Source organism: Ruegeria sp. BG5, from assembly GCF_056538425.1.
On record NZ_JBQFTC010000001.1, the window covers coordinates 1,300,036 to 1,321,501 of the forward strand.

Annotated in this window: 22 protein-coding genes; 15 read left to right on the forward strand and 7 right to left on the reverse strand. The window is 60.0% G+C overall.

Annotated elements, in window-relative coordinates; genetic code table 11:
* Positions 1 to 21: 21 nt before the first annotated feature.
* Positions 22 to 1,983, reverse strand: coding sequence for a hypothetical protein (locus tag ACR0KX_RS06000; protein ID WP_480708069.1), 1,962 nt, complete (start codon positions 1,981 to 1,983; stop codon positions 22 to 24).
* Positions 1,984 to 2,141: 158 nt separating this feature from the next.
* Between ACR0KX_RS06000 and ACR0KX_RS06005 the strand changes: the two genes are divergently transcribed.
* Positions 2,142 to 2,843 (forward strand): SIMPL domain-containing protein, encoded by a 702-nt coding sequence (locus ACR0KX_RS06005; protein WP_480625900.1) that lies wholly within the window; start codon positions 2,142 to 2,144, stop codon positions 2,841 to 2,843.
* A 2-nt stretch (positions 2,844 to 2,845) separates the two neighbouring features.
* Here the strand turns inward: ACR0KX_RS06005 and ACR0KX_RS06010 are convergent, their stop codons facing one another.
* The 3 genes from ACR0KX_RS06010 to ACR0KX_RS06020 all read right to left on the reverse strand — a co-directional run bounded on the left by ACR0KX_RS06010 (position 2,846) and on the right by ACR0KX_RS06020 (position 5,919).
* On the reverse strand, positions 2,846 to 3,556 hold the full coding sequence (locus ACR0KX_RS06010) for a GNAT family N-acetyltransferase (RefSeq protein WP_170621648.1): 711 nt from the start codon (positions 3,554 to 3,556) through the stop codon (positions 2,846 to 2,848).
* 3 nt (positions 3,557 to 3,559) lie between these two features.
* Positions 3,560 to 4,852: an O-acetylhomoserine aminocarboxypropyltransferase/cysteine synthase family protein gene (locus ACR0KX_RS06015; protein WP_170451344.1), complete on the reverse strand. Its 1,293-nt coding sequence runs from the start codon at positions 4,850 to 4,852 to the stop codon at positions 3,560 to 3,562.
* A gap of 71 nt (positions 4,853 to 4,923) precedes the next feature.
* Entirely contained in the window at positions 4,924 to 5,919 is a 996-nt protein-coding gene (locus ACR0KX_RS06020; RefSeq protein ID WP_170621649.1) for a hypothetical protein, read from the reverse strand.
* 288 nt (positions 5,920 to 6,207) lie between these two features.
* On the opposite strand from ACR0KX_RS06020, the gene ACR0KX_RS06025 reads away from it, so the two are divergent.
* From ACR0KX_RS06025 to ACR0KX_RS06040, 4 genes are all read left to right on the forward strand, one after another.
* Positions 6,208 to 7,542, forward strand: coding sequence for an NAD(P)-dependent oxidoreductase (locus tag ACR0KX_RS06025; RefSeq protein WP_170621650.1), 1,335 nt, complete (start codon positions 6,208 to 6,210; stop codon positions 7,540 to 7,542).
* A gap of 43 nt (positions 7,543 to 7,585) precedes the next feature.
* Complete coding sequence (locus ACR0KX_RS06030; RefSeq protein ID WP_170621651.1) at positions 7,586 to 8,422, forward strand: methyltransferase domain-containing protein; 837 nt, start codon at positions 7,586 to 7,588, stop codon at positions 8,420 to 8,422.
* Between the two features lie 20 nt (positions 8,423 to 8,442).
* Entirely contained in the window at positions 8,443 to 9,747 is a 1,305-nt protein-coding gene (preA, locus tag ACR0KX_RS06035) for an NAD-dependent dihydropyrimidine dehydrogenase subunit PreA (protein ID WP_170518020.1), read from the forward strand.
* 73 nt (positions 9,748 to 9,820) lie between these two features.
* Positions 9,821 to 10,300, forward strand: a complete 480-nt coding sequence (locus ACR0KX_RS06040; RefSeq protein ID WP_170451334.1) for a hypothetical protein — start codon at positions 9,821 to 9,823, stop codon at positions 10,298 to 10,300.
* A gap of 3 nt (positions 10,301 to 10,303) precedes the next feature.
* Here the strand turns inward: ACR0KX_RS06040 and ACR0KX_RS06045 are convergent, their stop codons facing one another.
* On the reverse strand, positions 10,304 to 10,912 hold the full coding sequence (locus ACR0KX_RS06045) for a TetR family transcriptional regulator C-terminal domain-containing protein (RefSeq protein ID WP_170451332.1): 609 nt from the start codon (positions 10,910 to 10,912) through the stop codon (positions 10,304 to 10,306).
* Between the two features lie 170 nt (positions 10,913 to 11,082).
* Between ACR0KX_RS06045 and ACR0KX_RS06050 the strand changes: the two genes are divergently transcribed.
* From ACR0KX_RS06050 to ACR0KX_RS06095, 10 genes are all read left to right on the forward strand, one after another.
* Positions 11,083 to 12,333: a Zn-dependent hydrolase gene (locus ACR0KX_RS06050; RefSeq protein ID WP_170451330.1), complete on the forward strand. Its 1,251-nt coding sequence runs from the start codon at positions 11,083 to 11,085 to the stop codon at positions 12,331 to 12,333.
* Positions 12,334 to 12,424: 91 nt separating this feature from the next.
* Positions 12,425 to 13,879 (forward strand): dihydropyrimidinase, encoded by a 1,455-nt coding sequence (gene hydA / locus ACR0KX_RS06055; protein ID WP_170621652.1) that lies wholly within the window; start codon positions 12,425 to 12,427, stop codon positions 13,877 to 13,879.
* Between the two features lie 53 nt (positions 13,880 to 13,932).
* On the forward strand, positions 13,933 to 14,730 hold the full coding sequence (locus ACR0KX_RS06060; RefSeq protein ID WP_170451327.1) for an ABC transporter ATP-binding protein: 798 nt from the start codon (positions 13,933 to 13,935) through the stop codon (positions 14,728 to 14,730).
* Positions 14,723 to 15,157: a GNAT family N-acetyltransferase gene (locus ACR0KX_RS06065; RefSeq protein ID WP_170621653.1), complete on the forward strand. Its 435-nt coding sequence runs from the start codon at positions 14,723 to 14,725 to the stop codon at positions 15,155 to 15,157. Before ACR0KX_RS06060 ends, ACR0KX_RS06065 begins: the two co-directional genes overlap by 8 nt.
* Positions 15,154 to 16,086 carry an ABC transporter permease subunit gene (locus tag ACR0KX_RS06070; protein ID WP_170734568.1) on the forward strand — a complete coding sequence of 311 codons (933 nt, stop codon included), beginning with the start codon at positions 15,154 to 15,156 and terminating at the stop codon, positions 16,084 to 16,086. Before ACR0KX_RS06065 ends, ACR0KX_RS06070 begins: the two co-directional genes overlap by 4 nt.
* On the forward strand, positions 16,083 to 16,928 hold the full coding sequence (locus ACR0KX_RS06075) for an ABC transporter permease (protein ID WP_480708074.1): 846 nt from the start codon (positions 16,083 to 16,085) through the stop codon (positions 16,926 to 16,928). The genes ACR0KX_RS06070 and ACR0KX_RS06075 overlap by 4 nt, the downstream gene beginning before the upstream one ends.
* Positions 16,929 to 16,990: 62 nt before the next feature.
* The gene (locus tag ACR0KX_RS06080; protein WP_170451323.1) at positions 16,991 to 17,980 is read left to right on the forward strand and encodes an ABC transporter substrate-binding protein; all 990 of its coding nucleotides are present in this window, start codon (positions 16,991 to 16,993) and stop codon (positions 17,978 to 17,980) included.
* 158 nt (positions 17,981 to 18,138) lie between these two features.
* The gene (locus tag ACR0KX_RS06085) at positions 18,139 to 18,852 is read left to right on the forward strand and encodes an ABC transporter permease (RefSeq protein ID WP_170621655.1); all 714 of its coding nucleotides are present in this window, start codon (positions 18,139 to 18,141) and stop codon (positions 18,850 to 18,852) included.
* Entirely contained in the window at positions 18,845 to 19,579 is a 735-nt protein-coding gene (locus tag ACR0KX_RS06090) for an ATP-binding cassette domain-containing protein (RefSeq protein WP_170621656.1), read from the forward strand. Before ACR0KX_RS06085 ends, ACR0KX_RS06090 begins: the two co-directional genes overlap by 8 nt.
* 20 nt (positions 19,580 to 19,599) lie before the next feature.
* Complete coding sequence (locus tag ACR0KX_RS06095; RefSeq protein ID WP_170621657.1) at positions 19,600 to 20,415, forward strand: substrate-binding domain-containing protein; 816 nt, start codon at positions 19,600 to 19,602, stop codon at positions 20,413 to 20,415.
* A gap of 52 nt (positions 20,416 to 20,467) precedes the next feature.
* On the opposite strand, the gene ACR0KX_RS06100 is transcribed toward ACR0KX_RS06095, so the two are convergent.
* Together ACR0KX_RS06100 and ACR0KX_RS06105 are read right to left on the reverse strand one after the other, a co-directional pair.
* Positions 20,468 to 21,340 carry a helix-turn-helix transcriptional regulator gene (locus ACR0KX_RS06100; protein WP_170621658.1) on the reverse strand — a complete coding sequence of 291 codons (873 nt, stop codon included), beginning with the start codon at positions 21,338 to 21,340 and terminating at the stop codon, positions 20,468 to 20,470.
* Positions 21,341 to 21,466: a hypothetical protein gene (locus tag ACR0KX_RS06105; protein WP_480581542.1), complete on the reverse strand. Its 126-nt coding sequence runs from the start codon at positions 21,464 to 21,466 to the stop codon at positions 21,341 to 21,343.

Consider the following 21,466-nt stretch of genomic DNA (forward strand, 5'->3'; position numbering starts at 1 on the left):
CGCGCCTGATAGGCGAAGCGATCATCCACGCGGCATCGACAGGGTCACGTTGCGGCCCTTTTTCTGATACCGCAACTCACTGTCGCTGATGGCGATGACCTTGCCGCCGTCAACCCGGTCACCGACCTTCAGCTTTTTGTACCGACCGCTGGGCAAGCGGACCAAAGCGCGCCGGTTGGCGGGCGTACCATAGACCCCGATCAGGTTCAGCCTGCGCAGGTTGATGGCGTTGTCGATGGTCGCCTGCCGCGCAACAGACGCGGTGGACGGGATTTTGGGGGCGACGGCCTTGGGCTGGAACGATCCGGCCTCGTCACTGTTTTGGTCAACAGCAGCGGTTGAGCCCAGATTGGATGCGGCCGGGGCTGCTGCGGCGACGCGCACAAGACCTGCGGGCCGGGTTTTGGGGCGTGGCACGCGCACAACGGCCAGGGCGGTGGGCGTGTCATCCACCTCGGGCGCGGCTTGCAGGGATTCGGGTCGGAGTTTTGGCCGCATTACTGCCAGTTCTTCCAGGGACCGACCGCCCAACTGCTGACGCTCGAACCGTTCGTCCAGATTGTCCGGGCGGGGTTTCGGGCGGAACCTGGCAAGGCGTGTGTCGGTTTCCTCGACCACGGGTTCCTCTTCGAAACGCGTGGGAACATCCGGCGGAACCGAGGCGGGGCGACCGAGATAGACCATAATGCCGTCAGGGTTCAGGGTGCCGTCCGGGGAAGGTGTCACAAGCCCACGCTCATCCAGATCGAAACCCGCCACGGCTGCGCGCGTCAGGGCAGGGGCGTCAAACGGCAGATCCGTTTCGAAGCTTTCGGCAGGTGCCAGCGCCACTGCGTCGTTCGAGAAATCGGACTTGTCGATTGAGGCAAGATACAGATCGTCCGGCTCGATCAGAGATGGTTCGCTGGGGCGGTCGGGTGCAAGATCAACAACCACGACGCCCGGTTCAACGTCTTGCGCGGTGTCGGAGTCCCGTTCGATCTCTTCCACCGGGGTTGGCTGCACCTTCAACGCCTCCAGAATCGCCGCGTCTGTTGGCGATAAGGCGGGCTGGTCGTCGGGCGCCTGCGGTTGTGTCGCAGAAGGTTCGACCGAGGCCAAGGTATCCTCATCCGGCACAAGGTCGGTTGTTGGCGCACCCGCCACCTCGGTTTCAATCGGCGGTGTTTCGGCGAGGTCTTGAGCGACCTCTTCATCCGGTGTCGCGGTCAGAAAGTCGGGCTCGCCTTCGGCCAGAACATCCTCATCTTGCGCGCCTATCAGGGACCATGCGCCGATTGCCACCGCCAACACAGCAGCCGCTGCGATGGCTGGAACGGTCAGACGTTTGGGATCAAAACCGTTGCCACCCGAAGGCACATCAGCATCCGGCGGAGCAGGCGAGCGGAAAGCATCGGGTGCTGCCGTTTCGGCAATGGCGTGGACCGTTGGTTCGGGTTCTTCGTCGACCTCGGGCTCTACCTGTGCGGCAGGATGTTCGATTTCGAGCACAGCAACGGGCGCAACCGGCGCAGGGTCCAGATCAAACACCGGCTTGCCGGGAAATGTGTCTTCGTCGGGGTCTGCCGTGTAGGCGACCGGGACAAACCCGTGCTCGGCAGTAAAGCTCTGCGCTTCGTTCAGCGTTTGCAGCGACACCGCAGCGCCAAATGTCGTTCCGTCCTGACAGACAGTGGCGAAACTCAGTTCCGAATGCTCATAAGGCGTTGCTGCAACCAGCTCATCGCGAACCTTCTGTGCGCTGTCTTCAGGCGACAGATCACCCGTTTCAACCGAGAGGTAGCGAATCTGGTCCGCCGGAATCACCACATTGCAGCTTAGGTCATTTTCCAGCGCAAAGGCCTGATCCCGCAACGCATGGATCTGCGCGTTCAGATCATCCGCATCCAGAGAAACGGTTCCAATACTGTACCACTCGCCCTCGGACAGGTGGTGCAGCAAAATTCCGGTTGTAGAAAATGACAGCGCAAAGGCGGGTTTCATAATCCCGTGGAACCATAACTCATATCATCAGCGCAAACGATAACACGCCTGCAGACCGACCCTAAAGCAGGAAGCCGCCGAGGGAAAGAAAAAGCCAAGCACCCCCCTTGTATGGCAAAGCCCTGCCAACCCATGTTGAAGGCAATTAGTTTGGAGGGATGACCTTGAAGACATTCGCTTTTCTGGCCGCCATGATGGCCGCAACAACCGCCGGGCTGGCACATGCGGAAGAACGTCGCATCAATGTGGACGCCACGGGAACCGTGCAGGTCGCGCCCGATATGGCGACGATCACGCTGGGCGTGACAAACGAAAACGCCGAAGCCTCTGTGGCGATGCAGGCGACATCGGACGCTGTGGCGCAGGTTCTGGCCCGTCTGACCGACATGGGGATCGAGGATCGGGATGTGCAAACGCGCGACCTGTCCCTGTCGCCGGTCTGGTCGAATCGAAATCAGCGGGACGGCAGCGCGCCCGAGATCACAGGCTTTGTTGCGTCGAACCGGGTATTTGTGCGGGTGCGAGATCTGAGCCAGTTGGGACAGATCATGGATGCCGTCATTCAGGACGGGGCCAATGATTTCGGCGGCCTCAGCTTTGGTTTGCAGGACCCCAAACCGATTGAGGTGCAGGCCCGCGCCAAGGCGGTGGGCGAAGCTACAGCCAAGGCCGAGCAACTGGCGCAAGCGGCAAATGTCACTTTGGGTCCGGTCCAGACAATCTCGGAACGCGGTGGCGGTGTGCGCCCTATGGCCGAGATGCGCGCTTTCAGCGCGGCGGATGCCGGTAGTGTACCCGTGGCCAGCGGAGAGATTTCGGTTTCGGTCAGCGTCTCGATGGAATTCGAGATTTCCGAGTAAGACTACGCCTCGGCGCGGGTCATCAGCGGTTTTCGTTGCTGGCCCGCCGCGTCGAAATTGTCGGGCGACAGCCATTCTTCGAACGCGGCCTTGATACGGGGCCAGTCACTGTCGATGATCGCGTACCACGCCGTATCCCGATTGCGGCCCTTGTAATGGGTCGCCTGCCTGAAGATGCCCTCGAACGTGAAACCCAATCGCTGCGCCGCCCGGCACGAGGCGGCATTGAGCGCGTCGCATTTCCATTCATACCGGCGATAGCCCAACTCGTCGAAGACACGTTTCATCATCAGGTACATAACTTCGGTCGATTGCGGCTTGCGCTGCAACAGGGGGGAGAAGTGGATGTGCCCCACCTCAATTGCCCCGGCCGCAGGCGCAATCCGCAGGTACGAGGCCATGCCCACCGGCACCTCATCCGCATCCAAGACTGTGTGAAACATCGGATCCGCATCCATACAGTTGGCGCGGGCCCAGGTTTCAAAATCCGGCTCGGACTCAAACGGGCCGTAGGGCAGGTAGGTCCAGTTCCGATGATCGGCGTCATTGGCAAACGCCCGGAACAATCCGGGCGCATGTCTGTTCACGTCCAGCGGCACGACCGAGCAATACTGGCCCATCATCGGCGTATAAGGCGGTGTCGGGCGCGGGAAATCGCCTGTGACCGGCAGACCGATGGGTTGACCCAGCGCGTTGGTGTCGTGCCCGCTCATGGCTTAGTTACTGGCTTTGGCCAGGGCCTGATCCAGATCGGCGATCAGGTCATTGGCATCCTCGATCCCGATGGATACACGCACCACGTTGGGGCTTGCGCCCGCAGCCTCTTGCTGTTCCGGTGTCAACTGACGGTGCGTGGTCGAGGCCGAGTGGATGATCAGCGACCGGGCATCACCCAGATTGGCGACATGGCTGAAAATCTCCAGCGCGTTGACCAGCTTGATACAGGCGTCATAGCCACCTTTGACGGCAAAGGTGAACAGCGCACCCGCGCCGCGAGGGTACTGCGCCTTGACCCGGTCGTGATAGGGCGACGAGGGCAGGCCCGCATAGGTCACGTAGTCCACGCGATCATCGGCTTCGAGCCATGCTGCGATCTTTTGCGCGTTCTCGACATGACGCTCCATCCGCAGCGACAGGGTCTCGATCCCCATCAGCGTGTAATGCGCGGCTTGCGGGTTCATGGTCATGCCCAGATCGCGCAACCCGATGGCGATGCCATGGAAGGTGAAGGCCAGTGGCCCAAAGGTCTCGTGGAATTTCAGGCCGTGATACGCCTGCTCCGGTTCGCTGAGTGAGGGGAACTTGTCGTTGGCCGACCAGTCGAACTTGCCCGAATCCACGATGCAGCCGCCGGTGACGGTGCCATTGCCGGTCAGGTATTTGGTGGTCGAATGCACAACCAGCGTCGCCCCGTGTTCAATCGGGCGGCACAGGTAGGGCGTGGCCGAGGTGTTGTCGACGATCAGCGGAATGCCTGCCTCGTCAGCCACATCCGCCAGCGCGCGGATGTCGGTGACATAGCCGCCCGGGTTGGCGATGGATTCGCAGAACACCGCGCGGGTGTTTTCGTCGATGGCAGCCTTCACCGCGTCCAGATCATCGGTGTCCACAAACGTGGCCGACCAGCCAAAGCGTTTGATCGTCTGGCTGAACTGGGTGACGGTGCCGCCATACAAACGGGTCGAGGCCACCACATTGCAGCCCGGTCCCATCAGCGGGAACAGCGCCATGATCTGTGCCGCGTGGCCCGACGAACAGCAGACCGCGCCAACGCCGCCTTCCAGGGTCGCCACACGCTCTTGCAGCACGGCCACCGTCGGGTTGGTCAGGCGCGAGTAGATGAACCCAACCTCTTGCAGGTTGAACAGGGCTGCAGCGTGGTCGGCATCGCGGAACACATAGGCCGTGGATTGGTAGATCGGTGTCTGCCGCGCGCCGGTTGCCGGGTCCGGGCGTGCGCCCGCGTGAATTTGCAGCGTGTCGAAACCGTAGGTGGGGCCGTCAGACATCAAAAAATCTCCTGTTGGAATGTGTGTTGCCGAATCTGTAGGACATTGCCCGCCGTCACACAACGCTGCTGTCAGCGCATCCACAGGCCTTGCGCTTTGATCCGGTTCCGAATGGCCTGTTCGCGGCTGGGCAGCGCGTTGCGGTCGAACAGGTCCCGGATTTTCTTACCCTTGCCCTGGATCACCAGCTTTTTGATCGGGTCGTACTGTTTCAGGACCTTCTTGATCTTGTTCGGGGCCGTAACGGTTTCCAGAACATCGATCACATGGTCGCTTTCGCGGGCATAAAGCATTGGAAACAGGCGGTAGTGACAGCTGACCGAGCCTTCCAGAAGCCCCTCGGGCAGGGCATCGCGTCCGCCGCCGAAGGAATGGATCACAAGGGGCAGGGCGGCCTGATCCAGCCAGGGATCGAGGTTCTGTCCGACCAGTTCCGGAAAATGCTCGTCCCGGATGGTGCGCGCGAAGTCCAGAAACCGTTCGCCAAACTGGCGCGGACATTTGTAGAAATAATAGCCCGCGTTGAAATACAGATACCGCCGCCAGTGCTCGTGCGGTTGGCTGGTGTCAATCGAGCTGTCGAAATCCAGACCAAAACGCCGGTACAGCGCGGACCAGATGCCATCAAATCCCGGCCCGTACAGGGTCGGCTTGGGCCAGGTGCCTTCGACCTTCAAGGATGCGCCGGGGCGGTCGAAATCAAACGGAACGCTGCCCAGATCGCCCGTGATCAGCGTATCTGTATCAAAGAAAACAAAGGGTTCGCCTTCGGGCAGGGCCAAAAGCGCCTCGATCTTGTTGCCATAGGGATAGCTTTCGCCAAAGACATGGCTGTCGAAGGGCAGGATCTCGGCACCCAGATGTTTCAGGGCTTTCAGAACGTCCTCGTCCTGAATGGCGGGGTTCTGAGGCCAGCGCGGGCCGGGATTGGGCGTGGCGACAAACAGACGCCCTTTGAAATCGGGCGATGAATGGCGCAGCGAGGCAGCGAACAGCACGGCCTCGTATTGCAGGCGGTTGTTCTGACCGATGATGACGATGTTGAAATCTTGCGAAGCTGCCCGCATCTGTGCCCGTCCCAAACATGCGCGTTGTCTCACGCACCTGCCTTCGGGCTTACAGCAAGCCGGATAGGGCGTCAAAAGACTGTTGAGGTCCGGCGACCCGACTTGAACGGGTTATCCCGACACGCCGCCCTGCAAAATGCTTAGAAAGTGAGCAAAACGGGGCCAAATCCGGTCTGTATCGGCTGCCGGATTCAAATTTTTGACCATTTGGCAAATTTTACCAATTGATAAAAAATCAAAATGTGGCAAGCTGAGGTCACAACAAACATATCTACAGGGAGTAGAGCGATGGCACAGGGCCAGATGGCACCCGGAATCGTTTCCGGGCGGCTTTCCAGCGATGAGCTGACCTCGAATTTTACCGATTTGCATCCGCCGCTGGCCCCGCACGAGGCTGCCGTGGCCGCAGATCGCTGCTATTTCTGCTATGACGCGCCATGTGTGACGGCCTGTCCGACGGATATCGATATTCCGTTGTTCATTCGCCAGATTCAGGCGGGTCAGCCGCAATCTGCGGGACGGACCATTCTGGACCAGAACATTCTGGGCGGCATGTGCGCCCGTGTCTGTCCGACCGAGACCTTGTGCGAAGAGGCCTGTGTGCGCGAAACAGCCGAAGGCAAACCGGTTGAGATCGGGCGTCTGCAACGCTTTGCGACTGATGATGTGATGGCCTCGGGCGTTCATCCGTTCGAACGTGCCGCCGCGACGGGCAAAACCATCGCTGTGATCGGGGCAGGGCCTGCCGGTCTGGCCTGCGCGCATCGGCTGGCAATGCTGGGCCATGATGTGGTGATCCATGAAGGCAAACCTAAGCCCGGCGGTCTGAACGAATACGGGATTGCCGCTTACAAATCGACCAATGACTTCGCGCAGGCCGAGGTGGATTGGCTGCTGAAGATCGGCGGTATTTCCATCGAAACGGGGTCGCTGTTGGGCGAGGGCCTCTCGCTTGAAGGCCTGATCGAGAATTACGACGCCGTGTTCCTGTCCATCGGTCTTGCTGGCGTGAACGCGCTGCGGGCGCAAGGGGTAGACAAGGACGGCGTGCGCGCTGCGGTCGATTTCATCTCGGACGTGCGGCAAGCGTCGGATCTGGCCGATTTGCCAGTGGGGCGCAATGTCGTTGTGATCGGGGGCGGCATGACTGCTGTTGACGCGGCGGTGAAGTCGAAACTGCTGGGTGCCGAGCATGTCACGATTGCCTACCGCCGTGGGCGGGACGCAATGGGTGCCAGCCGGTATGAGCAGGATCTCGCGGCATCGCACGGGGTTCGGATCATGACTAATGTTCAGCCTGTTGCGGTTCATGGCAACGGCGCAGCGGTCGAGATCGAGCTGGAATATACCTCAAGCCAGAATGGTCAGCTGACCGGGACCGGCGAGACCATTCGCCTGCCTGCCGATCAGGTGCTGAAAGCGATTGGTCAAACCTTGGATGGCGCACCCGAAGGGCTGGAACTGGACGGTAACAAAATCGCCGTCAGCGGTGCCGGGCGCACCTCGATGGCTGGTGTCTGGGCAGGAGGAGACTGCGCTGCGGGCGGGGAAGACCTGACCGTGACCGCCGTGGCCGAGGGCCGGGATGCGGCGATGGACATCCACGCGAGCCTTGTTTCGTGATAGGGTGAGGCATTCAACTCATCCCATTCGCTGAGGTACCGTTATGTCCCAGATCGAAAACGCAGTTGCCCAACACTATACCACCGGCGCCCTGACCGATCGCGTGCGCGATGCGCTGAAAGCCAGTGGCGTAGACCCGGACGCGGCCACGGTCGCGGACCTGAAAGCCGGTGACGAGTTTCACACGGGCGGGGTTCTCGCCACGGATCATCTGTTTGCCCAGCTGTCGCCCACCCATGCAACGCGAGTTCTGGATGTCGGCTGCGGGATCGGCGGGACATCGCGTTATGTCGTGGACCGGTATGACTCGAGGGTGACGGGGGTCGACCTGACGCCTGAATTTGTCGAAACGGCAACGGCGCTTAGCGAGATCGTGGGGCATTCCGACAAGGTCGAGTTCCATGTCGGGAGTGCTTTGGACATGCCGGTGCCGGATGCCGGGTTCGATCTGGCGGTGATGCTGCATGTGGGCATGAACATCGAAGACAAGGCCGGGCTGTTCGCCGAGGTGTCGCGCGCATTGGCAACGGGTGGCAGTTTTGCCCTGTTCGACGTGATGGCCGGAGAAACAGACGAACCCTTGGCGTTTCCGCTACCCTGGTCGACGGTGGAGGAGACGTCCTTCGTGCATGCGCCCGAGGTTTACAAGGACGCAGCCGCATCGGCGGGGCTTGAATTGGTGACCGAGACGGATCGTACCGAATTCGCCATCAAGTTCTTCGAGGAAGCCTTTGCAAAGATTGCCGAATCCGGCCCCGCGCCGTTGGGCATCCACCTGATGATGGGCGAGACGGCGCCCGAGAAGTTTCAAAACTACGTCGCAAACCTGCATGCCGGGCGGATCCGCCCGACCGAGATGATTTTCAAGAAAACCGGCTGAGGAGCCGGAAAGGAGTACCCATGGCTGACCTGACGACAGACTTTCTGGGCATTTCCAGCCCCAACCCCTACTGGCTGGCCTCGGCCCCGCCGACCGACAAGGAATACAACGTCCGCCGCGCCTTCGAGGCCGGATGGGGCGGTGTGGTCTGGAAAACGCTGGGGGCCGAGGGCCCTCCGGTCGTGAACGTCAACGGCCCGCGTTACGGGGCCATTTATGGCGCGGACCGGCGGTTGCTGGGCCTGAATAACATCGAACTGATCACCGACCGGCCCTTGGAGGTAAACCTTGAAGAAATGGCGCGGGTCAAGGCGGATTACCCGGACCGCGCGCTGATCGCTTCGATCATGGTGCCGTGCGAGGAAGAAGCGTGGAAAGCCATCCTTCCGCGTGTTGCCGAAACCGGCGCGGACGGCATCGAGCTGAACTTTGGCTGTCCGCATGGGATGAGCGAGCGGGGCATGGGGTCTGCCGTAGGGCAGGTGCCGGAATACATCGAAATGGTCACCCGTTGGTGCAAGATGTACTATGACCGCCCGGTCATCGTGAAGCTGACGCCGAACATCACCGACATCCGCAAACCTGCAGCTGCGGCGCGGAATGGTGGGGCAGACGCGGTATCGCTGATCAACACGATCAACTCGATCACCAGCGTCAACCTGGACACGTTCAGCCCCGAACCCTCGATTGACGGCAAAGGCAGCCATGGCGGTTACTGCGGCCCGGCAGTCAAGCCGATTGCGCTGTCGATGGTCTCGGAAATCGCACGGGCCGAGGCGACGCATGGCATGCCGATCTCGGGCATTGGCGGCGTGACCACATGGCGCGACGCGGCAGAATTCATCTCATTGGGTTGTGGCAATGTGCAGGTCTGCACGGCGGCCATGACCTATGGGTTCAAGATCATCGATGAACTGACGGCGGGCCTGTCCGAGTGGATGGATGAGAAAGGCTATACCAGCGTCTCAGAAGTCGTTGGGCGCGCGGTGCCGAATGTGACCGACTGGCAGTATCTGAACCTGAACTACATCGCCAAGGCCAAGATCGATCAGGACCAGTGCATCAAATGCGGCCGCTGCTATGCCGCCTGTGAAGACACCAGCCACCAGGCGATTTCGATGTCGCCGGATCGCGTGTTCGAGGTGATCGATGAGGAATGCGTCGCCTGCAATCTCTGCGTGGACGTCTGCCCGGTCGAAGGCTGCATCTCGATGGAGCCGATGGCCGCGGGCGCGGTCGATCCGCGCACCGGCAAAGTTGTTCAGGAGGAATATGCCAACTGGACGTCCCACCCGAACAACCCGATGGCGAAAGCCGCCGAGTAAGAGATACCGGTATCCCGCAAAAACCGGTTCGGTGATACAGTGCCGCTGACAGACAGGATCAAAGGAGAATGTCATGCCAGCGGCACCACCGGGCCGGAACAAGGGAGGCAACCGGGTCACAAAGCTTGACCGGGACACATCCAAAAAGAATGTCGCCCTGTCCAAAGCCAAACAGCGAGACGCGCTGGCGGCAAAGAATTTCGTGCTGCACCAAAAGCAGGTCAAAAAGGACCTGGATCAGATGATCAAGCTGCGCCGCTCGATCGAAGAGATGCTGAAAAAGCTGAAAGAGGATCGCCAGCTGGATCAGCGCTTTCTGGGGCAGGTCAAGAAAAAGGTCAAAGCATTACAGGACTTTGACAAGTTCATCAAAGCGTCCGAGCGTGAGCATTCCATCGGCGTCCAGCAGCCCAAGATGTATACCGCCATCGTACGGGATGCCGGGAAAGTGCCCAAGATCAACACGGTTAACACAATGGGCGATCTGACCATATTGCTGGCCATGGCCATCGTGATTTTGAAACGAATACTGGCTCTGAAACCCGCGAAATAAACCTTAGGGTGTCAGCAGTTTGCGATAGAGCATCTCGACAAAGGGTTCGGCCCCTTCGAACGGGTCTTCCTCGCCCAGAATGGCGCGGACCTGCACGTCAAAATCGGCGTAATGCTGGGTCAGGGCCCAGATCGAAAAGAACAGATGATAGGGGTGCACGCGGGCAATTTTACCGTCATCCATCCATCTGGTCAGGATCTCGGATTTCGAGTCGACCAGGGCCTTGAGGTCGGTGGACAGGGCATCATGTATGCGCGGCGCGCCCTGTACCAGTTCATTGGCAAACAGGCGGCTTTCGCGCGGTAATTCGCGGCTCATCTGCAGTTTGCGCCGGATGTAGGACAGGATTTCCTGCATCGGATCGCCGTTTTCGTCCAGATCGTGCAATGGGGCCAGCCAAACGTCCAGCAAACCGGACAAAAGCGCGGTGTGGATCGCCTCTTTCGAGGGGAAATAATACAGCAGGTTGGGCTTGCTCAGACCGGCCTCGGCCGCGATCTGATCGACGGTCGCCCCGCGAAACCCATGCGCCGAGAACACGTTCAAAGCGGCTTCGAGAATCGCGGCGCGGTTCTTTTTCTGAATTCGGGTTGGTGCGCGGTCTTTGGGCATGGTTCCTGCGTGTCTCTTTTTAGCCAAGTGAGTGTGAATTATGCGGAAAAATTCCGCTGTGTTTCGCAATTTCTTGACTGATGTCGAACCCGTGATAGCGTGAGTTTGACCAGATGGTCAAATCAAGACACCAAAAGCGAGCCAAATCGCAAGCGACAGGGAAAAAGACAATGGCAGCTCCGGCGCAGAATCTCAGGATCAATGGCGACAGGTTGTGGGACAGCCTGATGGAAATGGCCAAGATTGGGCCCGGCGTCGCGGGCGGTAACAACCGCCAGACATTGACCGATGAAGACGCCGAAGGCCGCGCCCTGTTCCAGACATGGTGCGAGGATGCGGGCTGTTCCATGGGGCTGGACCAGATGGGTAACATGTTTGCCCGGCGCGAGGGCACGGACCCGGATGCGCTGCCGGTCTATGTGGGCTCGCATCTTGATACGCAGCCGACGGGGGGCAAATATGATGGCGTTCTGGGCGTGCTTGGGGGATTGGAGATCATCCGGACCCTGAATGATCTTGGGATCAAGACCAAACACCCTATCGTGGCGACGAACTGGACCAATGAAGAAGGCACGCGATACGCGCCTGCCATGCTGTCCTCGGGCGTGTTTGCCGGGATGCACACGCAGGATTGGGCCTACGGTCGCGAAGATGCTGAGGGCAAGAAATTTGGCGACGAGTTGCAGCGTATCGGCTGGCGCGGCGATGAAGAGGTCGGCGCGCGCAAGATGCATGCGTTCTTTGAGTTGCACATTGAACAGGGGCCGATTTTGGAGGCCGAAGGCAAGGATATCGGGGTCGTCACCCATGGTCAGGGGTTGAGTTGGACTCAGATAACCGTGACCGGCAAGGATGCGCATACCGGATCGACCCCAATGCCGATGCGCAAGAATGCCGGGCTGGCGATGGCGCGCATTCTTGAGAAGGTGGATGAGATCGCCTGGTCCCATGCACCCCATGCCGTTGGGGCGGCGGGACATATCGACATCTATCCGAACTCACGCAATGTGATCCCGGGCAAGGCGGTGTTCACGGTCGATTTCCGCTCGCCCGAGTTGGATGTGATCACCGATATGGAGAACCGGTTGCGCGTCGCGGCCGAGGACATTGTCAATGAGATGGGCCTTGAGATCGAATTCGAGAAGGTCGGCGGATTTGATCCGGTCAAATTCGATGATGGATGTGTTGCTGCCGTGCGCGATGCGGCGGAACGGTTGGGTTATTCGCACACGGACATCATCTCGGGCGCCGGGCATGATGCCTGCTGGATCAACCGGGTTGCACCGACCGCGATGGTGATGTGCCCGTGTGTGGATGGGCTGAGCCATAACGAGGCCGAAGAGATCAGCAAGGACTGGGCTGCGGCCGGGGCCGATGTTCTGTTTCATGCGGTCGTCGAGACGGCGGAAATCGTGGAATAGGGGGCGCTGCCCCCGTCGCCCAAGGGCGACTCCCCCGAGGTATTTTTGAACAGAAGAAGCAAGTGGCGCAGACCACATCAGGGAGTTTAACATGAGCACAGTCATCAAGAACGGAACCGTTGTTACGGCAGATTTGTCTTACAAGGCGGATGTGCTGGTCGAAGGCGGCGTGATCATTGAGATCGGGATGGGCCTGAAGGGCGATACCGAGCTGGACGCGACCGGATGTTACGTCATGCCGGGCGGCATCGATCCGCATACGCATCTGGAGATGCCGTTCATGGGGACCTATTCCAGCGACGATTTCGAAAGCGGCACGCGGGCGGCTTTGGCGGGTGGGACGACCATGGTGGTCGATTTTGCGCTGCCAAACCCGGGCGAGAGCCTGCTGGATGCGTTGAAGCGCTGGGACAACAAGTCGACGCGTGCGAATTGCGATTACTCGTTTCACATGGCGGTGACCTGGTGGGGCGAGCAGGTGTTCAATGACCTCAAGACGGTGATTGAGACGCGGGGCATCAACACGTTCAAGCATTTCATGGCCTATAAAGGCGCGTTGATGGTGAATGATGACGAATTGTTCGCCTCGTTCAAGCGTCTGGCCGAGCTGGGCGGCACCGCGATGGTCCATGCCGAGAATGGCGATGTGGTGGCGGAACTGAGCGCCAAACTGCTGGCCGAGGGTAATACCGGCCCCGAGGCGCATGCCTATTCCCGCCCGCCGCAGGTGGAAGGCGAGGCGACCAATCGCGCCATCATGATCGCGGATATGGCCGGAGTTCCACTCTATGTCGTGCATACCTCGTGCGAAGAGGCGCATGAGGCCATTCGGCGGGCCAAGATGCAGGGCAAGCGGGTGTGGGGAGAGCCTTTGATCCAGCACCTGACCCTGGATGAAAGCGAGTATTTCAATCAGGACTGGGATCACGCGGCGCGGCGGGTCATGAGCCCCCCGTTCCGGAACAAGCAGCATCAGGACAGCCTGTGGAACGGGTTGCAATCCGGCACGCTGAGCGTTGTGGCCACAGACCATTGTGCCTTTACCACGGAACAGAAACGTTATGGCGTGGGGGATTTCACCAAGATCCCGAACGGGACCGGAGGGCTTGAAGACCGGATGCCGATGCTGTGGACGCATGGGGTGAATACCGGGCGCCTGACGATGAACGAGTTCGTGGCGGTAACTTCAACAAACATCGCCAAGATATTGAATTGCTATCCGAAAAAGGGCGCTGTTCTGGTTGGCGCGGATGCCGATTTGGTGGTTTGGGATCCTGAGAAATCCAAGACCATCAGCGCGGGCACTCAGCAATCGGCCATCGACTACAACGTCTTCGAAGGCAAAGAGGTCAGGGGCCTGCCACGCTTTACCCTGACACGTGGTCAGGTCGCTGTGCATGATGGAGAGATCCGCACGCAGGAAGGCCATGGCGAGTTTGTGGCGCGTGAGGCGAATACGACCGTAAACAAGGCGTTGAGCACATGGAAAGAGCTGACCGCGCCGCGACCGGTCGAGCGGACGGGTATTCCGGCAACGGGCGTATGACGCAGATGAGCCGTCTTGCGGCGGCTCAAATCCACTCTTTTCAAGGCAATGGAATGAATACTGAAAGTAAGACCCCGTCCGTGATCGAAGCCAGGCAACTTGACCTGACCTTCCAAACTAATGACGGGCCGGTTCATGCCCTCAAGGATGTGAACCTGACAATCGACAAGGGCGATTTTGTCAGCTTCATTGGCCCCTCAGGCTGCGGTAAAACCACGTTCCTGCGCTGTGTTGCGGCGTTGGAGACCCCGACCGGGGGAACCTTGACCGTGAATGGCATGACCCCGGATGAGGCGCGGCGCAAGCGGGCTTATGGGTATGTGTTTCAGGCGGCGGGCCTGTATCCGTGGCGGACCATCGCCAAGAACATCAAACTGCCGCTTGAGATTATGGGTTATTCCTCGGCGGAACAGGATGAGCGCGTTAGGAACGTACTGGAACTTGTTGATCTTGAAGGGTTTGGTGGGAAATTTCCGTGGCAATTATCTGGCGGCATGCAGCAACGGGCCAGCATCGCGCGAGCCCTGGCCTTTGATGCCGATATCCTGCTGATGGATGAACCGTTCGGGGCTTTGGATGAGATTGTGCGCGACCACCTGAATGAGCAGCTTTTGGCACTTTGGGCACGGACCGAGAAGACGATTGGCTTCGTGACCCACTCGATCCCCGAGGCGGTGTATCTGAGCACCAAGATAGTGGTCATGAGCCCCCGGCCCGGGCGGATCACAGATGTGATCGACAGCCCCTTACCGAAGGAGCGGCCTTTGGACATTCGTGACACTCCGGAGTTTATCGAAGTTGCGCATCGAGTGCGCGACGGGCTGAGGGCGGGGCATTCCTATGATGACTGACGCCGTCCAAATCAGACGCGCAAGGCCCGAGGATGTGGAGGCATGCGCCCGGGTGGTTCATGACTGGGCCAGCCAAACCGACTGGATGCCGGACGAACTGCCCGTAGGTCAAATCGCCGACATGATCCGCAAGGCGTTTGATGCGCGCGAAATCTGGGTCACCGGAGACCCGATTGATTGCTATATGTCGGTCGATCCAAAGGAAAACAAAATCGGTGGACTCTATTGCAGCCGAACCGGACAGGGGATCGGCAAGAGATTTGTCGATCAGGCCAAAGAGGGGCGGGACTTTCTTTGGTTGACCACCCACACCCCCAACACGGCGGCGCAGCGATTTTACCGGCGCGAAGGGTTTGAGGTGACAGCCGAGGAACCGCCGGTGCCTCCGGACACCGTTCCTGTCCTCCGGATGGAGTGGCGGGCATGAAACAGTTTTTTGCAGTCATGACCGTTCTGCTGGCCATTGTTGTGCTGTGGTATCTGGCGGTTGCACCGATGAACATCCGTGTCTCGCTGGATCAGGCCGAACGTGCGGGCGAAACCGTCACGCCCGAGGCGTCACGGGACCGTCAGCAGGTCTCGGTCTGGGTTCTGATGACGCAGAATTCAGCGCATATCGTTCGCGGGTACGAACTCGACCGTCCGCGCCTGCCGACCCCGGTTCAGGTGGGGCAGGAGCTGTGGAAAACCACTGGCGAGATGGCGATGCGCGGGCGGGCCATGTCAAAGCGGTCGTTGATCTACCACGGCTGGATCACGCTGCAATCCACCCTTTGGGGTTTCGTGCTGGGCACTGCCGTGGGCATTCTGGGGGCCGTCGCCATTGTCTATTCCCGCGTTGTCGACATGAGCCTGATGCCATGGGCCATCATCAGCCAAACGGTGCCGATTGTGGCGCTGGCCCCGATGATCATTGTCCTGAGTTCGCAATTGGGGATCGAGGGGCGTGGGGTGCCCAAGGCCATTATCTCGGCCTACTTGTGTTACTTCCCGGTTCTGGTCGGGATGGTCAAAGGGCTGCGGTCGCCTGCCGTATCACAACTGGATTTGCTCAGAACCTACAATGCAAACGGACTGCAGGCGTTTCTGAAACTGCGCCTGCCGTCCTCGGTGCCGTATCTGTTTACCTCGCTGAAGGTGGGGATCGCGGCGGCCTTGGTCGGGACGATTGTGGGCGAGTTGCCGACGGGTGCAATCTCGGGCCTGGGTGCGCGGATATTGATCGGGGATCAGTTCGGCACACCGCTGGCCATCTGGGCAGCGCTGTTTGCGGCGGCCATTCTGGCGGGCATCCTGGTGACGTTGCTGGACGTGCTGCAACGGGTGACCCTGAAACGCATGGGGATGGGCGCATGAACTGGCTGATCTTTTCCCTGATCTTCTGGGCAGGTGCCTGGTGGCTGAATGCCTGGCTGGCGCGGTCGATCTATCGCGACTCGAAAGGTATTCGGGTCTTTGTGCCGGTGCTGTTTGGTGTCACGCTGCTGATCCTGTGGGAGGGACTGGTGCGGGGGCTGAACGTCTCACCCGTGATCCTGCCGCCGCCGTCTATGGTGGCGCAGACCTTTGCGAATTCGACGGATATTCTGTGGCAGGATTTTACCCAGACCGTCTTAAAAGGGGCGTTCACCGGCTTTGCCATCGGCAGCAGCGCCGCTTTCGTGACTGCAATCCTGATCGACCGGTCGGTGTTCCTGACACGTGGGCTGCTGCCCATCGGGAACTTTGTCGCGGCCCTGCCCATCGTGGGGATTGCGCCCATTCTGGTCAGTTGGTTCGGGTTTGACTGGCAATCCAAGGCGGCTGTTGTCGTCGTGATGGTGTTCTTCCCGATCCTTGTGAACACGGTGCAGGGCCTGCGCGAGGCGGACGCCATGCAGCGCGATCTGATGCGCACCTATGCGGCCAGTTACATGCAAACGCTGATCAAGCTGCGCCTGCCTGCGGCGATGCCGTTTGTTTTCAACGGCCTCAAGATCGCCACGACGCTGGCGCTGATCGGGGCTATCGTGGCCGAATATTTCGGATCGCCGACGCGCGGCATGGGCTTTCGGATCTCGACCGGAGTGGGCAGTCTGTCCATCGATCTGGTCTGGGCCGAGATTGCTGTGGCGGCCATGGCGGGGACGGTGTTCTATACATTGGTGGCAGGGCTCGAAAAGGTGGTAACCTTCTGGCACCCCTCACAACGCGGATAACAAAAAGAAGACTTAACAGACCCCGAAAACGGGGCACAACACGCAACTAGGAGAAGATGAAGATGAAAAAGCTACTCAGCGGGGCGGTTGCCGCCTTTAGCCTGGCCGCCAGTTCAGCACTGGCCGCAGATGAGGTGACCTTGCAGCTTAAGTGGGTCACGCAGGCTCAGTTCGCTGGCTACTATGTGGCAAAGGACAAGGGGTTTTATGAGGAAGAAGATCTGGACGTGACCATACTGCCGGGTGGTCCTGACATTGCGCCGACGCAGGTCATTGCCGGTGGCGGGGCCGATGTGACCGTCGAATGGATGCCTGCCGCATTGGCTGCCCGCGAAAAGGGCCTGCCTTTGGTCAATATCGCGCAGCCATTCAAAAGCTCGGGCATGATGCTGACGTGCTGGAAGGATGCCGGGATCGCCGCGCCGGAGGATCTGAAAAACCGCACCCTGGGTGTTTGGTTCTTTGGCAACGAGTTCCCGTTCATGAGCTGGATGAGCCAGCTTGGCATCGATACCGGCGGCAAAAGCGAGAGCGGGGTTGAGGTTCTGAAACAGGGTTTCAACGTCGATCCGCTGTTGCAGCGTCAGGCCGATTGCATCAGCACCATGACCTATAACGAATACTGGCAGGTCATCGATGCAGGCGTCAGCCCGGATGAGCTGGTGACATTTAAGTACGAAGATCAGGGCGTCGCGACGCTGGAAGACGGTCTTTATGTACTGGAAGAGAACCTGAGCGATGAGGCTTTCGTGGACAAGATGCAGCGCTTCGTCCGTGCCTCGATGAAAGGCTGGAAATATGCCGAGGAGAACCCGGAAGAGGCCGCTCTGATCGTTCTGGACAATGATGCGACCGGTGCGCAGACCGAAGAGCATCAAAAGCGCATGATGGGTGAGATCGCCAAGTTGACCGCAGGCTCGAACGGCGCGCTTGACCCGGCGGATTTCGAGCGGACCGTTGGCACCCTGCTGGCCGGTGGCTCTGACCCGGTTATCACCAAACAGCCCGAAGGTGCCTGGACGCATCAGATCACCGATGCGGCATTGAACTAAACCAAACAGGCATTTCGCACGTCACGACGCGGTCCCAAACGGGGCCGCGTTTTTCATTCCAACTGTCGGAATTGTGTATGTACTTGGGGTCAAACCGGGTTAGTATTTCTTTGTAATTTATCGCATTTCATCCGATTTGCGTTGCAACTAGGAAAATAATGCAGGGATTTGCATCAGAATTCAGCCGCGCGCTGTCTTTGATCCTCAATGGGGATGCAGAGCTGTGGGCCATTGTGCTTCTGTCCCTGAAAGTTTCCCTGTTTGCGGTACTGATTTCTGCGCTGATCGGGATGCCGGTTGGGGCAGCTCTGGCTGTTGCCCGGTTCCCCGGACGGCGGGTTCTGATCGTGCTGATGAACGCGCTGATGGGCTTTCCGCCGGTGGTGGTGGGGCTGTTGGTGTATCTGATGCTGTCCCGTTCGGGGCCGCTGGGCGTGCTTGAACTGCTTTATACGCCCACCGCAATGATCATCGCTCAGGTCGTGCTGGTGACGCCCATCGTGGCCGCGCTGACCCGACAAGTGGTTGAGATGCTGGCCGAGGAGTATTCGGAACAACTCCGGTCGCTTGGGGTGTCGCGTCTGGCCTCGGTTCCGGTGCTGCTGTGGGATGCGCGGCTTGCTCTGATCACAGCATTGCTGGCCGGGTTTGGCCGCGCGATTGCCGAGGTCGGGGCGGTGATTATCGTGGGCGGCAATATCAACCACGTGACGCGGGTGATGACCACGACGATCGCGCTGGAAACCTCGAAAGGCAATCTGGCGCTGGCGCTGGCTTTGGGTGCGATCCTGATCGGGATTGCGGTGGCCGTGAATGCGATGGTCAGCGCCGCCAGCCTGCGGGCCGAGCAGGAGGGATTGCGCCATGCGTGATCTGGTCTCGGATATGACAAATCGCCTTCATGTCCGCGACGTGCAGATCCGCCGCAACGGGAAAGCTCTGCTGGACGTTGCTGATCTGACGTTGGACGGGCCGGGGCCGACCCTTTTGCTGGGACCGAACGGAGCGGGTAAAAGCCTGTTGCTGCGCTGTTTGCACGGGTTGATTGTGCCGGATCAGGGGCGGGTGATGCAGGACGACACACCGCTGAACGCCGATCACCTGTCGCGGCAGGCGATGGTGTTTCAGCAGCCGGTTCTGCTGCGACGCTCGGTCTCCGCCAATCTGGATTTTGTGTTGAAACGTCAGGGGCTGGCACGCGCCGCGCGCAAAGCCCGGATCGTTGAATTGCTGGCCGAGGGTGGGCTTGAGGACAAAGCCCGGCAATCCGCGCGTTCACTGTCAGGGGGTGAGGCGCAGCGGCTGGCGATCCTGCGCGCGCTGGCGGTGAACCCCGAGACTTTGTTTCTGGACGAACCCACAAGCGCGCTTGACCCAAGTGCCACGCAGATGATCGAACGTATGATCCTGCGCGCGTCGTCTCGGGGTGTGCGGATTGTGATGGTCACCCACGACATCGGGCAGGCGCGGCGGCTTGCGGCGGATATTGTCATGATGCAGGGCGGCCATGTGGTTGAACATGGTTCCGCAAAGCAGGTTCTGGATGCCCCGCAAAGCGAGGCATCCCGGCGCTACCTGGCAGGCGGTTTGGTCACTTAGCAGGAAACTTGGAGGTCGCGATGGTTCGGGCAGTTTTGCGCGCAGCACTGGTGGGTCTTGGCCTGATGGCAGGGACTGCTTTGGCAGAGGAGCCGTTCATTGTCGTGCAATCCACCACGTCTACCCAGAACTCGGGCCTGTTGGACTATATCCTGCCGGGGTTTGAGGCGGAGAGCGGGATCGATGTGCGCGTCGTGGCTGTTGGAACCGGTCAGGCCATTCGCAACGCGATCAATGGGGACGGGGATGTGCTGCTGGTGCATTCTAAGCCGGCCGAGGAGCAGTTCGTGGCCGATGGCTGGGGCGTTGAGCGATTTGACCTGATGTATAACGATTTTGTTCTGGTCGGACCAAAATCGGACCCGGCTGGCGTCAAGGGCGGGTCGGATATTCTGTCTGCATTGGCGGCGATTGAGGCGGTAGAGGCCGTTTTTGTCTCGCGCGGGGATGACAGCGGTACGCACAAGGCCGAGCTCGGCCATTGGGCGGAGGCCGGTATTGATCCGACCGAGGCGTCCGGGACGTGGTATCGCGAAACCGGCTCGGGCATGGGGGCGACGTTGAACGTGGCCAGCGGCATGGGGGCCTATACGCTGACCGACCGGGCAACCTGGCTGTCCTTTGGCAACCGGGGCGATCTTGAAATACTGGTCGAGGGCGACCCGCGTTTGTTCAACCAATATGGCGTGATCCTTGTGAACCCCGACAAACACCCCACAGTGCGCGCCAACGCAGGGCAGAGGTTTATCGACTGGCTGCTGGGGCCGGACGGTCAGGCGGCCATCGAGTCATTCCGGCTGCAGGGGCAGCAGGTGTTCTTTCCCAACGCGCAGTGAATTGGCCTGCGGCCAATGCCTTCGGCGAGAGTATTTTTGAAAAGATGAAGTTTTACCCGCTGGCGCCATTATGGTGGATCTGTCCCAATCCGTTCAGATCGTAGCCGCCGAATTCGGAGGCCCGGGCGTGGAATTGGTCGGAACGCAAGAAGCGCAGCAATTTCTGCATCGGTGGGTCGAAATAGGCGCGTCGCCAGATGGCCAGATCCAGTCTTTCGGAATGGGTCGGGGCAAAGCCAAGATTGTAGAGGCTGGCTAGCGCACCCAGACCGAACCCGGCCTCGGCTTTTGTGTCGTACAAGGTGATGGCCAGTTCCTCTTCGGTGCGGGCGCAGTTTGGCAGGGCGTTCAGATCATCCCGTGCCATGCCATGCGCTTCGAGCTGCGCATCAAACAGGCGCTGGCTTGCGGCGCTGTTCTGGCGCAGGATGACGCGCCGATTTCTAAGATCGGCAAACCCAGTAATGTCGGTGACGCCGGGGGCCAGCAATAACCCGCGCTGCCGCTGGGCAATTTCGACCAGAACCATGGGCGCTTCGCCCAACGCATCGCGCAGGGAGGTTGTGTTGAACCCATCTTCTTCGTGGATGTGCAAGACCGCAGCTTGCGCGCTGCGATCTGCAAGGCGGGTCAGCCCGTCGAAAGAACCGTCATAATAAGTCGCCAACCCCGATCCGCTTTCCCGCAGCGCCCAGTCCAGCAGAGGATCATGGCTGCCCGCGACGATGGCGGGCAGGGGTGGTTCGGCCACCTGTGGACCGGATCGAGAGGCGTTGAGCCATGCGATCACCTCGGCGCGGGGGAACAGCAGTTTGCCCATGGCGCGGACGCAGGGCACCTCGCCCGAGGAGGCCAGATCGTAGGCCTTTCGCTCGCCGATCCGCAGCAGGTCGGCCAGTTCTTTGGTGGTCAGGTAGTCGGACATTCAGTCAAGGCGCACGGCTGAGCCGGAAGTGGCCTCTTCGGCGCTGAAGCCCATCTGCTCCAGCGTGTAAGGGGCTGCAACGGTGATGACGACCATCGCGGCCAGGGCGGCAAAAAAGGCTTTCAT

What these genes read in the sequence shown, in the direction of transcription:
- ACR0KX_RS06000 (WP_480708069.1), bottom strand. Translation starts at nt 1,983, where the DNA reads ATGAAACCCGCCTTTGCGCTGTCATTTTCTACAACCGGAATTTTGCTG.
- ACR0KX_RS06005 (WP_480625900.1), top strand. Translation starts at nt 2,142, where the DNA reads ATGACCTTGAAGACATTCGCTTTTCTGGCCGCCATGATGGCCGCAACA.
- ACR0KX_RS06010 (WP_170621648.1), bottom strand. Translation starts at nt 3,556, where the DNA reads ATGAGCGGGCACGACACCAACGCGCTGGGTCAACCCATCGGTCTGCCG.
- ACR0KX_RS06015 (WP_170451344.1), bottom strand. Translation starts at nt 4,852, where the DNA reads ATGTCTGACGGCCCCACCTACGGTTTCGACACGCTGCAAATTCACGCG.
- ACR0KX_RS06020 (WP_170621649.1), bottom strand. Translation starts at nt 5,919, where the DNA reads ATGCGGGCAGCTTCGCAAGATTTCAACATCGTCATCATCGGTCAGAAC.
- ACR0KX_RS06025 (WP_170621650.1), top strand. Translation starts at nt 6,208, where the DNA reads ATGGCACAGGGCCAGATGGCACCCGGAATCGTTTCCGGGCGGCTTTCC.
- ACR0KX_RS06030 (WP_170621651.1), top strand. Translation starts at nt 7,586, where the DNA reads ATGTCCCAGATCGAAAACGCAGTTGCCCAACACTATACCACCGGCGCC.
- preA (WP_170518020.1), top strand. Translation starts at nt 8,443, where the DNA reads ATGGCTGACCTGACGACAGACTTTCTGGGCATTTCCAGCCCCAACCCC.
- ACR0KX_RS06040 (WP_170451334.1), top strand. Translation starts at nt 9,821, where the DNA reads ATGCCAGCGGCACCACCGGGCCGGAACAAGGGAGGCAACCGGGTCACA.
- ACR0KX_RS06045 (WP_170451332.1), bottom strand. Translation starts at nt 10,912, where the DNA reads ATGCCCAAAGACCGCGCACCAACCCGAATTCAGAAAAAGAACCGCGCC.
- ACR0KX_RS06050 (WP_170451330.1), top strand. Translation starts at nt 11,083, where the DNA reads ATGGCAGCTCCGGCGCAGAATCTCAGGATCAATGGCGACAGGTTGTGG.
- hydA (WP_170621652.1), top strand. Translation starts at nt 12,425, where the DNA reads ATGAGCACAGTCATCAAGAACGGAACCGTTGTTACGGCAGATTTGTCT.
- ACR0KX_RS06060 (WP_170451327.1), top strand. Translation starts at nt 13,933, where the DNA reads ATGAATACTGAAAGTAAGACCCCGTCCGTGATCGAAGCCAGGCAACTT.
- ACR0KX_RS06065 (WP_170621653.1), top strand. Translation starts at nt 14,723, where the DNA reads ATGACTGACGCCGTCCAAATCAGACGCGCAAGGCCCGAGGATGTGGAG.
- ACR0KX_RS06070 (WP_170734568.1), top strand. Translation starts at nt 15,154, where the DNA reads ATGAAACAGTTTTTTGCAGTCATGACCGTTCTGCTGGCCATTGTTGTG.
- ACR0KX_RS06075 (WP_480708074.1), top strand. Translation starts at nt 16,083, where the DNA reads ATGAACTGGCTGATCTTTTCCCTGATCTTCTGGGCAGGTGCCTGGTGG.
- ACR0KX_RS06080 (WP_170451323.1), top strand. Translation starts at nt 16,991, where the DNA reads ATGAAAAAGCTACTCAGCGGGGCGGTTGCCGCCTTTAGCCTGGCCGCC.
- ACR0KX_RS06085 (WP_170621655.1), top strand. Translation starts at nt 18,139, where the DNA reads ATGCAGGGATTTGCATCAGAATTCAGCCGCGCGCTGTCTTTGATCCTC.
- ACR0KX_RS06090 (WP_170621656.1), top strand. Translation starts at nt 18,845, where the DNA reads ATGCGTGATCTGGTCTCGGATATGACAAATCGCCTTCATGTCCGCGAC.
- ACR0KX_RS06095 (WP_170621657.1), top strand. Translation starts at nt 19,600, where the DNA reads ATGGTTCGGGCAGTTTTGCGCGCAGCACTGGTGGGTCTTGGCCTGATG.
- ACR0KX_RS06100 (WP_170621658.1), bottom strand. Translation starts at nt 21,340, where the DNA reads ATGTCCGACTACCTGACCACCAAAGAACTGGCCGACCTGCTGCGGATC.
- ACR0KX_RS06105 (WP_480581542.1), bottom strand. Translation starts at nt 21,466, where the DNA reads ATGAAAGCCTTTTTTGCCGCCCTGGCCGCGATGGTCGTCATCACCGTT.